At 32.0% G+C, this 12,949-nt stretch carries 14 protein-coding genes; 10 read left to right on the top strand and 4 right to left on the bottom strand.

Annotated features, from left to right (window positions below; all coding sequences use genetic code 11):
- Positions 1–109: 109 nt before the first annotated feature.
- From GFJ99_RS05810 to GFJ99_RS05800, 3 genes are all read right to left on the bottom strand, one after another.
- Complete coding sequence (locus tag GFJ99_RS05810; RefSeq protein WP_153207919.1) at positions 110–640, bottom strand: inorganic diphosphatase; 531 nt, start codon at positions 638–640, stop codon at positions 110–112.
- 82 nt (positions 641–722) lie between these two features.
- The gene (locus GFJ99_RS05805; protein WP_153207918.1) at positions 723–3,206 is read right to left on the bottom strand and encodes a DUF5686 and carboxypeptidase-like regulatory domain-containing protein; all 2,484 of its coding nucleotides are present in this window, start codon (positions 3,204–3,206) and stop codon (positions 723–725) included.
- Between the two features lie 61 nt (positions 3,207–3,267).
- On the bottom strand, positions 3,268–4,254 hold the full coding sequence (locus GFJ99_RS05800) for a pyruvate dehydrogenase complex E1 component subunit beta (RefSeq protein ID WP_370454318.1): 987 nt from the start codon (positions 4,252–4,254) through the stop codon (positions 3,268–3,270).
- Between the two features lie 262 nt (positions 4,255–4,516).
- Here GFJ99_RS05800 and GFJ99_RS05795 point away from each other — a divergent pair, with 262 nt between their 5' ends.
- The 10 genes from GFJ99_RS05795 (at position 4,517) to GFJ99_RS05750 (ending at position 12,218) form a co-directional block, all read left to right on the top strand.
- Complete coding sequence (locus GFJ99_RS05795) at positions 4,517–5,263, top strand: electron transfer flavoprotein subunit beta/FixA family protein (protein WP_153207916.1); 747 nt, start codon at positions 4,517–4,519, stop codon at positions 5,261–5,263.
- Positions 5,264–5,352: 89 nt separating this feature from the next.
- Positions 5,353–6,321 (top strand): electron transfer flavoprotein subunit alpha/FixB family protein, encoded by a 969-nt coding sequence (locus GFJ99_RS05790; RefSeq protein WP_153207915.1) that lies wholly within the window; start codon positions 5,353–5,355, stop codon positions 6,319–6,321.
- Between the two features lie 206 nt (positions 6,322–6,527).
- Entirely contained in the window at positions 6,528–7,157 is a 630-nt protein-coding gene (locus GFJ99_RS05785; RefSeq protein ID WP_153207914.1) for a bifunctional nuclease family protein, read from the top strand.
- A gap of 18 nt (positions 7,158–7,175) precedes the next feature.
- The gene (locus GFJ99_RS05780; RefSeq protein ID WP_040470287.1) at positions 7,176–8,435 is read left to right on the top strand and encodes a nucleoside permease; all 1,260 of its coding nucleotides are present in this window, start codon (positions 7,176–7,178) and stop codon (positions 8,433–8,435) included.
- A gap of 33 nt (positions 8,436–8,468) precedes the next feature.
- Positions 8,469–8,813, top strand: coding sequence for a hypothetical protein (locus tag GFJ99_RS05775; protein WP_153207913.1), 345 nt, complete (start codon positions 8,469–8,471; stop codon positions 8,811–8,813).
- An 11-nt stretch (positions 8,814–8,824) separates the two neighbouring features.
- A complete protein-coding gene (locus GFJ99_RS05770; protein ID WP_153207912.1) occupies positions 8,825–9,649 on the top strand; it encodes a thymidylate synthase in 825 nt (274 codons plus the stop codon).
- Positions 9,650–9,658: 9 nt separating this feature from the next.
- Positions 9,659–10,129, top strand: a complete 471-nt coding sequence (locus GFJ99_RS05765; RefSeq protein WP_153207911.1) for an energy transducer TonB — start codon at positions 9,659–9,661, stop codon at positions 10,127–10,129.
- Between the two features lies 1 nt (position 10,130).
- A complete protein-coding gene (locus tag GFJ99_RS05760) occupies positions 10,131–10,616 on the top strand; it encodes a dihydrofolate reductase (protein ID WP_008254783.1) in 486 nt (161 codons plus the stop codon).
- Between the two features lie 176 nt (positions 10,617–10,792).
- Positions 10,793–11,524 carry a bifunctional demethylmenaquinone methyltransferase/2-methoxy-6-polyprenyl-1,4-benzoquinol methylase UbiE gene (gene ubiE, locus GFJ99_RS05755; protein WP_008254785.1) on the top strand — a complete coding sequence of 244 codons (732 nt, stop codon included), beginning with the start codon at positions 10,793–10,795 and terminating at the stop codon, positions 11,522–11,524.
- A gap of 1 nt (position 11,525) precedes the next feature.
- The gene (locus GFJ99_RS05750) at positions 11,526–12,218 is read left to right on the top strand and encodes a porin family protein (protein ID WP_203228776.1); all 693 of its coding nucleotides are present in this window, start codon (positions 11,526–11,528) and stop codon (positions 12,216–12,218) included.
- A 4-nt stretch (positions 12,219–12,222) separates the two neighbouring features.
- Here GFJ99_RS05750 and GFJ99_RS05745 read toward each other — a convergent pair whose 3' ends face one another.
- Positions 12,223–12,948: an RNA methyltransferase gene (locus GFJ99_RS05745; protein ID WP_153207909.1), complete on the bottom strand. Its 726-nt coding sequence runs from the start codon at positions 12,946–12,948 to the stop codon at positions 12,223–12,225.
- Between the last annotated feature and the right edge of the window lies 1 nt (position 12,949).

Raw genomic sequence — 12,949 nt, 5'->3', positions numbered from 1 at the left:
ATAATTTAGTTATTTTGTTAGTTTATTTTATGGTAATATTAAGAAAATAAAACAAAAAAGGCAATATTTTTAGTAAAATACTGCCTTTTTATTTATAATTTCCAAAAAACTATTTAATACTAAACAATCCTTCTGGTTTATTTTCAATTTCGTTAAAACGATTGGTACACTTCATCAAAATTTCTTTTGCTTCGTTTACATCTCCCCAACCTTCAACATCTACTTTTTTATTTTCTAGATCTTTATACACTTGGAAGAAGTGCTCGATTTCTTTAATTAAGTGAGGATTTACATCGCTTAAATCGTTTAATTTATTCCAAATAGGATCAGAAACGGGTACACAAATTACTTTTTCATCCGGCCCTTTATCATCTGCCATATGGAAAACACCTATTGGTTTTACTTCCATTACACAACCAGGAAAAGTTGGTTCGTTTATTAAAACTAAAACATCTAATGGATCACCATCTAAAGCTAAAGTTTCTGGAATAAATCCGTAATCTGCTGGATACATCATTGACGAAAATAACATTCTGTCAAAACGCATTCTTTTTAATTCAAAATCGTATTCGTATTTGTTTCTACTTCCTCTAGGAATTTCAATCAATACATCAAATGTAGTAATTTTATCTGCTGTCATTTACTTATGTTTTTTAAACGGGTGCAAAGTTACCATTATAAAACATGAGAAGCAAAAGAGTTTTGCAAAAAAAGTATAGGTTTTAAAAATAGAAACCAAAAGAAGCTCTAATAGCAAATTTTCGAGCATCTGGCATTTCCAAATAGCTTCCTCTCCAAGCAAAATCTACTCTTAGCACTTTAAAGATATTTCCCACTCCTGCATGATATTCCCAATAAATATCTTCAGGTGCAGTATAAGTTAAACCAGAAGCATTTAACAATCTATTTTCATCAGAAACTCTACCATAAACACCTTTAATTCCAATGATTTCGCGTAAATTCAATTTTCTTAGTAACGGAACTCTTGAAAACAATCTTCCATTAAAATGATGTTCAAAATGCAATGAGGCATATTCATCAGCGACAAAATCGTAGTAATTTAATAAATTATATGTGTTTTCAATGACAAACCACGATTGATTTCCTGGAATTATCCCCATTAAACCTAACGGTACTTCGCCAAATATTTTTCCCGTTTCGAAAGTAGTAAACAAACGACCAAAACCACCAATTAATGCAGGCTGGCGGTAATACAATTGCAGCTTTTGATAATTAAAATCGCTATTTAAAACCCCTTTTATCCCGTTGCTATAACTTACAAAAAAGCGAGCGTAATTAAAATCAACATCCATACGATCTACACCATAACCTACCGTTTTTCGGTTTGGAGTATACTCGGCAACTAAGTTAATTTCCGACTGTTTAACTTCGCTTTTGATTTCGGTTTGAGTTAAATCGGTGTAATAATCTAAACTAAATTCGCTTGATGCTGATTTTAAAGTTCTGTATGTAAAATTGGTTTGAAAAGTAAAATTCTTTACCGGCTCAATTTCAAATCCTAAAGTTGTAAGATTCACAGAAGTTAATTGGTTATTTACCCCACTTGCAAAAAGTGCCGATGATGCAAAACTTCTACCTAATACATCATTCGAAGTTGTTAAACTCACCCCCATTTGTTCTACATCACGACGATTTCCTAAAGATAAAATCAACCTTTTGTTTGGATTCACCATCCATCGACCTGAAATTCCGTATTTGAATTGATTATCTCTAAATCCGTATGCTGTGTAACCTTGAATTCTCCAAGTGTCATTAGAACCAAAATAAGTTCTACCACCGGCTCTTATTCGTTGCCCTTCAACATCATTATAACCAAAGGTTGAAAATATTGGACCATAATCCATTTTCCATTTTGGAATTTCGATATAACCACTTCCTAAAATTGAAGCCAGACTATAAATTCGCTTAAATTTAGGCACTTCTTTTAGAGTATCGAGCATTTTATAAATACCCTGCTCGTTTTTATTTAAAGCCTCAAATCGATTAGCCTCCCAATATTCATCGGGCTTATTGAAAACAGCATTGTCATAAAAATTGACTTCTTCTTTATAGAATTTATCTTCTTTTTGAATATCGAATTTATGATTTTTTGCCAAGGTAGTTCTCTTACCATACACCCCTTTTGATTCCTCTTTTTTGGAAAAACTAAAATCGGACATCATATAATCTCGCTTTAACAAGAAAACAGAATCGTTCATTACTTCGTATTCTTGCTCAATATAAATTTCTTTTACCCAGTTGATGTTGGCACTTTTACTAGCTTCTAAATTGATTTTCTTGATTGCAAAAGTGGTATCATTTACCCAAAAATCTCCTTTAAAAGTCAGTTCGTTTTTACGTCTAGGATAATATACAATATTATAGCACCATTTATTATCAATAAACATACTATCATTTAATACATAATTATAAACATTGATTCCGGTTCTTGACAATGGACTCACAAAATCTTTGTCGAAAAATTTTAGATAATTATCATAAATATCAAATTCAGCATATAAATCTTTAATGAAGGTATTCACTCCATCTCCTGAACCAAATCCAGAATTTTTATTTGCTTTTGTAATTTCTTTATATTTTTTTTGTTTGTTATCGCCGTAAACCTCACTTAAGGTTTCATTGATAAAAATTGGTAAATAGGTTTTTCCTGAAATGCTTGAAGTATCGATTTGATCAAAAATAAATTCCATCCCTTTAAATACTTTACTACTCATAAAAGCAGAATCAATAGTATTTAAATCGAATTCAACCTTTTCGTATTTATCGTACTCGTATTGCTTAAACATTTTAAGACCATTCTTACGTCTTCTTTCCCAAATTTTTCGGAGAATGTCTAACGCAGGATTATTCTTTTTTGAAGTTTTACCAGTATAAATAACTACCTCTTTTAATGTAGTACCCGATTGTAATTTTATTTTCAACCCAGTATTTAGTCCCGATTTTAAAGTAATTTCTTTTTTTTCAAAACCTACGTATGAAACTATTAAAGTAGCATAGTTTTCTTTAGACTCAAAATAAAAATTTCCGTTTTCATCAGTAATTACTCCTTCTTTTGAGTTTTTAAAAACAACATTAGCGAAAGCAATTGGTTCACCAAACTCATCTGTTACTTTACCTCCTACTTTGGTTTGACCAAAAAGAAAAGCACTTAGAAATAAAAAGAATATTACAATTTTTGTCTTCATAGGGAAAAAAAAACTTCATCAGAAAAACACTGATGAAGTTTCAAATATAATAAGTTAATTGTTATTTATACAAAACTTTTTTAACTGCATTAATTACATCTTGCGAATTTGGCAACCATTCTTTCAATAAAGTTGGCGAATATGGAGCAGGTGTATCTGCTGTTGTAATTCTTTGAACAGGAGCATCTAAATAATCAAATGCCTTTTCTTGTACCATATAAGTAATCTCAGAAGCTACTGAAGCAAATGGCCAAGCTTCTTCTAACACTACTAATCTGTTTGTTTTTTTAACCGAATTTAAAATTGCATCATAATCCATAGGACGCACAGTTCTTAAGTCGATAATTTCACATGAAATATTTTCTTTTGCTAATTCATCTGCTGCTAAAATAGCTTCTTTAATAATTTTACCAAAAGAAACAATAGTTACATCAGTTCCTTCTCTTTTAATATCTGCAACTCCTAATGGAATAGTATATTCACCTTCTGGCACTTCACCTTTGTCTCCATACATTTGTTCTGATTCCATGAAAATAACTGGATCATTATCACGAATAGCTGATTTTAATAAACCTTTAGCATCATATACAGTTGAAGGAACTACTACTTTTAAACCTGGAGTATTAGCAAACCAGTTTTCAAAAGCTTGAGAGTGAGTTGCTCCTAATTGCCCTGCAGAAGCTGTTGGACCTCTAAATACCATTGGCATTGGAAATTGTCCAGCAGACATTTGACGCATTTTTGCTGCGTTATTGATAATTTGGTCAATTCCTACTAATGAGAAGTTGAATGTCATGAATTCTACAATAGGACGATTTCCATTCATAGCTGAACCTACAGCAATTCCGGCAAATCCTAACTCCGCAATTGGAGTATCAATTACACGTTTTGGACCAAACTCATCTAGCATCCCTTTTGAAGCCTTATAAGCTCCATTATATTCTGCTACTTCTTCGCCCATTAAATATATTGATTCATCGCGACGCATTTCTTCGCTCATCGCTTCACAAATAGCTTCTCTAAATTGTATCGTTCTCATGAAATTAATTTCTTTGAATTTTAATTGACAAAAGTAAGAAAAATAAAATTATTCTATATCGATTAAAAAAAAAATGGCTTCAAATTCTACTAAAACGTTTTAGAACGAATAATATTCAATCAAACGATTAAAAAAGACATCTTTATTAAAGTATTCATAAAAAAAAACCTATTTAAACAATAAAAACATATTTATTATGCATGCATAGTTTTTATTTAGAAATTATTTTGTATTTTTGGTCTGAAAATATTCACTAACAAAATACATAAAAATGAAAATATTAGTTTGCATCAGTCACGTACCTGATACTACTTCAAAGATTAATTTCATCAATGGCGACAGCGAGTTTGATACTAATGGCGTTCAATTTGTTATTAATCCTAATGACGAATTTGGTTTAACTAGAGCTATTTGGTTTAAAGAACAACAAGGCGCTAATGTTACTGTAGTAAATGTTGGTGGTGCAGATGCAGAAGCAACATTAAGAAAAGCACTTGCTATTGGAGCAGATGAAGCTATTCGTATTAATGCCAATCCAACTGACGGAATGTTTGTTGCTAAACAATTAGCTGAAGTAGTTAAAAACGGAGGTTATGATTTAGTAATTGCTGGAAAAGAATCGTTAGATTATAATGGCGGAATGGTTCCAGGAATGGTGGCCGGATTATTAGGTTACAATTTCGTAAATGCTTGTGTAGGAATCGATGTAAACGGAAACGAAGCAAAAGTAACTAGAGAAATTGACGGTGGTAAAGAAACAGTTTCTGCAAGCTTACCATTAATCATTGGTGGTCAAAAAGGTTTAGTTGAAGAAAAAGATTTACGTATTCCTAACATGAGAGGTATCATGATGGCAAGAACTAAAGCCTTAACTTTAGTAGAACCAACAGGAGACGCATCAGCAACTAAAGCCGTTAAATTTGAAAAACCAGCTGCTAAATCAGCAGTTAAATTAGTAAGCGCTGATAATCTAGATGAATTAATCAGTTTGTTACACAACGAAGCAAAGGTTATTTAGTTTTCAGTGTTCAGTCTCAGTTTTCAGTTAAAACAGAACTCAAACTTTTAAACTTATAAACTTTATTAAACTTTTAAACTTATAAAAACATGTCGATATTAATATATGCTGAATCAGCAGAAGGAAAAATAAAGAAAGTAGCTTTAGAATTAGCCTCATATGCTAAAAAAGTAGCTGCTTCAATGGGAACAACAGTTACGGCTGTAACAATTAATAATTCAGACAATACTGCTTTAGCTGCTTACGGAGTAGACAAAGTATTAAACATAACTAACGATAAATTAGCAAACTTTAGTGCAAAAGCATATGCTGACGTAATTTCTCAAGCGGCTAAAAAAGAAGGAGCTCAAATCGTATTAGTTTCATCAACTACAGATAGTTTATATTTATCACCTCTTGTTGCGGTTGCTCTTGAAGCTGGTTATGTTTCTAATGTTGTAGCATTACCAGAAAGCACTTCTCCATTTCAAGTAAAAAGAACTGCTTTTTCAAACAAAGCTTTTAATATAACTGAAGTTTCTACTCCATTAAAAGTATTAGGAATTGCTAAAAACTCTTTCGGATTAGTAGAAGATGCTGTTTCAATGACAGAAGAAGCTTTTGCTCCATCATTAAACGATGCAGATTTCGGAATTAAAGTAGAAAACGTAGAAAAAGTTTCAGGAAAAGTAACGATTGCTGATGCTGAAATTGTAGTTTCTGCAGGACGTGGGATGAAAGGTCCAGAAAACTGGGGAATGATTGAAGAATTAGCTTCTGTATTAGGTGCTGCAACTGCATGTTCTAAACCAGTTTCAGATATTGGATGGAGACCTCACAGTGAGCACGTAGGACAAACTGGAAAACCAGTAGCTTCTAACTTATATATTGCCGTTGGTATTTCTGGAGCTATCCAACATATTGCTGGAATCAACTCTTCAAAAGTAAAAGTAGTTATCAATACGGATCCTGAAGCACCTTTCTTTAAAGTAGCAGATTATGGAGTTGTAGGTGATGCTTTCACTGTAGTACCTCAATTAATTGAAAAATTAAAAGCATTTAAAGCAAGCAACTCGTAATAAAATAGTTGTTTAAAAAATATATTAAATTAAAATTAGAGTTATCTTTGTTTAGATAGCTCTTTTTTTTATTTTTGGAGCGACCCGAGTGGTAACGAATTGACGAAGTAATGGCTAACCGTTTTTCTGTTAGCCATTTTCTGACTTTGTGATGATGTTTAAAAATCCAAATCAGGCATCAAAGAAATGATAATTAACAATTTGAAATGAGTTTAGTAAAATTAACAATAAAAGGTATTTCCTACAGCCAAACGCAAAACGGAGCCTATGCCTTGATATTAAATGAAGTAGATGGCGATCGAAAACTTCCAATTGTTATTGGCGCTTTTGAAGCACAATCAATTGCTATTGCTTTAGAAAAAGAAATTAAACCTCCAAGACCATTAACTCACGACTTATTTAAAAGTTTTGCCGATCGTTTTGACATAGTAGTAAAACAAGTTATTATTCACAAGCTAGTGGATGGTGTTTTCTATTCTAGTATTATTTGCGAGAGAGATAAAATTGAAGAAATAATCGACGCCAGAACTTCTGATGCCATTGCATTAGCGCTTCGATTTAATGCCCCTATTTTTACCTACAAAAACATTTTAGACAAAGCAGGAATTTACCTTAACATTAATCCTTCTGAAGACGGAAACGAAAATCAGGAAAACGATGACATTCTTTCTACTCCAGAAACTTTTGGAACAGAAGATGATGTTGTAATTCCAGCTAATAGCTACTCTGGTTTTTCACTTAAAGAATTGTACGACAAGTTAGAAGAAGCCGTACAAAACGAAGACTATGAAAAAGCAGCAAAAATTAGAGATGAAATCTCAAAAAAGGAATCTTAATACTTTAACTATAACAGTATGAATGTAAAATTCAGATTAACGATAATGAACTTTTTCCAGTTCTTCGTTTGGGGAGCTTGGCTTATCACAGTAGCAAATTATTGGTTTGGAACTAAAAATTGGGATGGAGCACAATTCGGAGCTATTTTTTCAACTATGGGAATTGCTTCGATTTTTATGCCAACCCTTTGCGGAATTATTGCCGACCGATGGATAAACGCTGAAAAACTATACGGAGCTCTTCATATTTTAGGAGGTTTAACACTTTTATATGTTCCACAAGTTAGCAATCCATCTGATTTCTTTTGGGTGATTTTAGTAGCGATGATTTTTTATATGCCAACCATTGCTCTTTCTAATTCAGTTGCTTACAACGCTTTGAAAAAAGGCGGTTTAGATGTGGTAAAAGATTTTCCACCTATTCGCGTTTGGGGAACTATTGGTTTTATTGTAGCGATGTGGATTACCAACTTAACCGGAAATAAAGCCTCTGAAAATCAATTTTATATTGCGGCTATTGCTGCTATTTTCTTAGGATTATATTCCTTTACATTACCAAAATGTGAACCAGAAGGAAATACTACAGAAAATAAATCATTTATGGAACTTATGGGATTAAGTTCGTTTAAATTATTTGCCGATTATAAATTAGCCTTATTCTTTGTATTTAGTATGTTTCTTGGAGCTGCTTTACAATTAACCAACGCTTACGGAGATGTATTTTTAGATGATTTTAAACACGATCCAACTTACGCTGATTCATTAGTAGTAAAATATTCGACTTTAATTATGTCGATTTCTCAAATTTCAGAAACCTTATTCATCTTAGCGATTCCGTTTTTCTTAAGACGTTTCGGAATCAAACAAGTAATGTTGTTTAGTATGATTGCATGGGTTTTACGTTTCGGATTATTTGCTTACGGAAATCCTGGCGACGGATTATGGATGATTATTTTATCATGTGTGGTTTACGGAATGGCTTTTGATTTCTTCAATATCTCAGGTTCATTATTCGTAGAAACCTCAACCGATTCTAAAATTCGTTCTTCGGCGCAAGGTTTATTCATGATGATGACTAATGGTTTCGGTGCGGTTTTAGGAAGTGTTGTAAGTGGACAAATTATCAGTTTATATTTTACAGATATTAAAACTGGAGAAAAAGATTGGCACAACATCTGGTTAACGTTTGCAGCTTATGCATTAGTAATAGCAATTGCATTTGCAATTTTATTCAAACACAAACACAATCCAAAAGAAGTAGAAGCTTTTAATCATTAAATTAAAAACCTGACAGGTTTGAACTAACATAAAATGAAACATCATTTTAAATGTCCAAATTGCAGAAATGAAAATAGAATACAAATTTCTGAAAATGACAGAGGTGAATATCAAATGAAAAAAGGAGAATTTGCCAATGTTACATGTAAATTTTGTCATTTAAAAACAAAAATTCATATTAATAAAATTTACGCTTCGGTTAATAATTTGCCTATTTACATTGTTGCTGGAGTATCTTTTGTAATAGCTATAGTTTTGTTATTTATTTCAGATAAAATTATAATTATCACAAGTGCCGGAACAGCAGCTCCAATATTAACATACGGAAATGAAAAAAGCACTGTTAATGCATTTAACAGATACAAAATAAAGGAATAAACCTAAAAAGCATGAAACAATATCACGATTTAGTAAAACACGTATTAGAAAACGGCAACCAAAAAGGCGACCGTACAGGAACAGGAACTTTAAGTGTTTTTGGTTACCAAATGCGTTTTGATTTAAGCGAGGGTTTCCCGATGGTAACCACTAAAAAATTACACTTAAAATCGATTATTTACGAATTGTTGTGGTTTTTAAATGGCGACACCAATATCAAATATTTACAAGAAAACGGTGTGAAAATTTGGGACGAATGGGCAGATGAAAATGGCGATTTAGGTCCGGTTTACGGGCACCAATGGCGCAATTGGAACAGCGAAGAAATTGACCAAATTACCGAATTAATCGAAACGCTAAAAAACAATCCAAACAGCAGAAGAATGTTAGTTTCCGCTTGGAATCCTAGCGTTTTGCCAGATACTTCGGTTTCGTTTGCTGAAAATGTTGCTAATGGAAAAGCCGCTTTGCCTCCATGTCATGCCTTTTTTCAGTTTTATGTGGCGGATGCAAAATTAAGTTGCCAGTTGTACCAACGTAGTGCTGATGTTTTCTTAGGCGTTCCGTTTAATATTGCTTCTTATGCATTGTTTACCATGATGATTGCGCAAGTTTGCGATTTACAAGTAGGCGATTTTATTCACACTTTTGGTGATGCGCATATTTACAACAATCACATGGAGCAAGTAGAATTGCAACTTTCTAGAGATTGTCGCCCTTTACCAACGATGAAATTGAACCCAGAAATTAAAAACATTTTCGATTTTAAGTTTGAGGATTTTACATTAGAAGGTTATGACCCACATCCGCATATTAAAGGTGTTGTGGCAGTTTAAATTTAAGTTATGAAAAAATTATTTATATTTTGCTTTATATTACTTTTTGTTACTGCTTTTTCTCAAAATGAAACCGAAAACATTAAAGAAATAATTGTAACCTCAAATGATTCTGTAAACAAAAACACTGAAAACATCCCATTTGCAGTCATTGAACAAATTCCTCTTTTCCCAGAATGTGAAAAGTCGGAAAGATCAGAACAATTAAGTTGTTTTAATACTAAAATTAGCGAACATATCGTAAAACACTTTAGATATCCTAGATACGCATTAAACAATAACATTCAAGGTAGAGTATTGGTACAATTTATCATTAACAAAGAAGGTAAAGTAGAAAAAATTACAACAAGAGGACCACATCCGCTTTTAGAGGAAGAAGCTTTTAGAATTATTAGCCGTTTACCAAAAATGAAACCAGGAATGCAAAAAGGAAAACCTGTGAAAGTAAAGTACGCAATACCAATTAACTTTAAATTATAACATGCTTACCATAATAGCAGCTGCATCTGAAAACAATGCCTTAGGAAAAGACAATCAATTGGTTTGGCATTTGCCAGATGATTTCAAGCGTTTTAAAAGTTTGACTTCTGGTCATTATATTGTGATGGGAAGAAAAACCTTTGAAAGTTTTCCGAAACCATTACCTAATCGTACACACATTATCATCACAAGACAAAAAAACTATGAAGTTCCAGAAGGTTGTTTCGTAGCGAGTAGCTTACAAAAAGCGATTACTTTGTGTCCAAAAGAGGAAGAAGTTTTCATCATTGGTGGAGGCGAAATCTATAATCAATCTATCGAAATAGCAGATAAAATCGATTTGACGCGTGTGCACACTAGCATTGAAGCCGATACTTTTTTCCCTGAAATTGATACTGATAAATGGGAATTGGTCTTTGAGGAATTCCATTCTAAAGACGAAAAACACGATTACGATTTTACTTTTTTGACATACGTTAAAAAATAATTTCAAGTTTTTCAGAACGCAGAGGACACAGATTTATCGGATTCTCACAGATTTTTTAAATTTCTTAAATCTGTGTTCCTAAAAACATTTCTTCTATTTGATTTTTGAACTTGAAATTGTATTTTGCCCTTGTATTTGATTTTTTATCAGTACTTTTGTTGTCCAAAATTAATATAATGTCAAAAAATATAACGCCATACAAAGATTCTGAATTAGGCAAAAAAGAACAAGTTGCTCAAATGTTTGATAACATTTCTGGCAACTATGATGGCCTTAATAAAGTAATTTCTTTTGGCACCGACGCAAAATGGAAGCAAAAAATCTTGAAGATGGTTACTGCAAGTCAACCAAAATCAATTTTAGATATTGCAACTGGCACCGGTGATTTGGCTATTTTATTTGCTAGTACAACTGCTGAAGAAATTATTGGATTAGATATTTCGCAAGGCATGTTAGATATTGGAAAGAAAAAAATTCAAGCTCAGCATTTAGATTCGAAAATTCAAATGGTTTTAGGCGATGGCGAAAATATTCCTTATGCTGATAATTATTTTGATGTAATTACTGTGGCTTATGGAGTTCGTAATTTTGAAAATCTTGAAAAAGGATTGTCTGAAATTTTAAGAACACTTAAACCTGGCGGACAATTTATTATTTTGGAAACTTCGGTTCCTACTAAATTTCCGTTTAAACAAGGTTATGCCTTTCATTCAAAAGTAATTCTTCCATTAATCGGTAAATTATTTTCTAAAGACAAAACAGCCTATACTTACTTATCAAATTCTGCAAACGAATTTCCATTTGGAGAAGTTTTAAACAATATTTTAAGAAAAACTGGGTTTATAGATGTAAAGCATCTACCTCAAACTTTTGGCGTAGCAACAATATATCATGCATCTAAAAAATAACATGAAGCAGTTTTTATTTTTATTACTTTTTTCTCCAATCCTTTTTGCACAAGAAGGCATGTTTAGTAAAGACCCAATTATCAACAAAGAAAATTGGAACAAACAGCGTGTGCACTGGGGATATTACTTAGGATTTAACAACTTAGATTTTAAATTTGATTATTTATCAGTAACAGAAGATATTGAAGTAGGAACAACAACCGGTTTTAATGTAGGATTAATTGGAAATCTTAGATTGGCAGAATATTTTGATTTGCGATTTGAACCCGGATTATACATAACTCAACGTAATTTAACTTATCCAAATTTAATTGACACGGGTGATCGATTAAGAGAAGTTAAATCTACATATATTTTTTTTCCAGTATTGCTAAAATATTCGGCTTTACGAACAGGAAATGTTAGACCTTATTTAGTTGGAGGAGTTTCAACTGCTTTAAATTTAGGTAGTAATTCAAATTCGCCAGATGATAATTTAAACAATCGATTTAGAACTACTAAATGGACTAATTTCTACGAAGTAGGATTTGGAATTGATTTATATCTTGAATATTTTATATTTTCTCCTTCCATAAGAGGTGTATTCAGTATGAATGATGAATTAATTAGAGATAATGATCCAAATAGTCCGTGGACAGGAAATGTTCAAGAAATGAAAACTAGAGGATTTTTTATTAATTTTTCATTTCATTAAAAAATTAGTTTCTTTTAAATTCGCTCAAAATTATTGCAGTTGCTGTTGCTACATTTAAACTTTCAGTAAGTTGTATATTTCCAAAACGTGGAATTGCAATTCGCTCCGAAACTAACTTTTCAACTGAAGGCGAAATTCCATTGGCTTCATTACCCATTACTATAACTCCTTCTTTTGGTAGTGCTTCTTGATAAATGTTTGAACCATCCATAAAAGTTCCAAAAACTGTCAACTTAGTTTTCGTTAAAAACGCTTCTAAACTTCCATAAACTACATTCACTCTACTGATAGAACCCATTGTAGCCTGAACTACTTTTGGATTATATATATCTACAGATTCTTCTGAACAAAACAATGTTTCAATACCAAACCAATCGCACAAACGGATAATTGTTCCTAAATTTCCTGGATCGCGAACATCGTCTAAAGCCAAAATTAAACCGCTTTCAACAAAATTTTTAGCTTTTGGCATTTTAAATACTGCCAAACAAGTATTTGGTGTTGTTAATGCACTAATCTTTTTTAATTCTAAATCAGAAACGGCATGAACTTTGTTTTTAGAAACAGATGGAAAATCTTCCTTTGTAGTAAACAAATCTTGCAATTCAAAGTTAGAATTTAACAATTCTTGAACTACCTTTACGCCTTCGGCAAAGAAAAGTTGTTCTTGTTTTCTATATTTTTTTTGCTGTAAACTTGTAATTAGTTTAATTTGGTTTTTACTAACCATA

This window comes from Flavobacterium sp. LMO6 (assembly GCF_009495795.1).
In the GTDB taxonomy this organism is placed as follows: Bacteria; Bacteroidota; Bacteroidia; order Flavobacteriales; family Flavobacteriaceae; genus Flavobacterium.
The sequence above is the reverse complement of the archived record's forward strand: the minus strand, read 5'-3'. Positions and strand labels throughout refer to the sequence as shown.

Bases quoted from the DNA above. Each gene is read 5' to 3' on its own strand.
- GFJ99_RS05780 (WP_040470287.1), top strand. From the start codon at position 7,176: ATGAATGTAAAATTCAGATTAACGATAATGAACTTTTTCCAGTTCTTC.
- GFJ99_RS05775 (WP_153207913.1), top strand. From the start codon at position 8,469: ATGAAACATCATTTTAAATGTCCAAATTGCAGAAATGAAAATAGAATA.
- GFJ99_RS05765 (WP_153207911.1), top strand. From the start codon at position 9,659: ATGAAAAAATTATTTATATTTTGCTTTATATTACTTTTTGTTACTGCT.
- GFJ99_RS05785 (WP_153207914.1), top strand. From the start codon at position 6,528: ATGAGTTTAGTAAAATTAACAATAAAAGGTATTTCCTACAGCCAAACG.
- GFJ99_RS05795 (WP_153207916.1), top strand. From the start codon at position 4,517: ATGAAAATATTAGTTTGCATCAGTCACGTACCTGATACTACTTCAAAG.
- GFJ99_RS05805 (WP_153207918.1), bottom strand. From the start codon at position 3,206: ATGAAGACAAAAATTGTAATATTCTTTTTATTTCTAAGTGCTTTTCTT.
- GFJ99_RS05810 (WP_153207919.1), bottom strand. From the start codon at position 640: ATGACAGCAGATAAAATTACTACATTTGATGTATTGATTGAAATTCCT.
- GFJ99_RS05750 (WP_203228776.1), top strand. From the start codon at position 11,526: ATGAAGCAGTTTTTATTTTTATTACTTTTTTCTCCAATCCTTTTTGCA.
- GFJ99_RS05760 (WP_008254783.1), top strand. From the start codon at position 10,131: ATGCTTACCATAATAGCAGCTGCATCTGAAAACAATGCCTTAGGAAAA.
- GFJ99_RS05790 (WP_153207915.1), top strand. From the start codon at position 5,353: ATGTCGATATTAATATATGCTGAATCAGCAGAAGGAAAAATAAAGAAA.
- GFJ99_RS05745 (WP_153207909.1), bottom strand. From the start codon at position 12,948: ATGGTTAGTAAAAACCAAATTAAACTAATTACAAGTTTACAGCAAAAA.
- GFJ99_RS05770 (WP_153207912.1), top strand. From the start codon at position 8,825: ATGAAACAATATCACGATTTAGTAAAACACGTATTAGAAAACGGCAAC.
- ubiE (WP_008254785.1), top strand. From the start codon at position 10,793: ATGTCAAAAAATATAACGCCATACAAAGATTCTGAATTAGGCAAAAAA.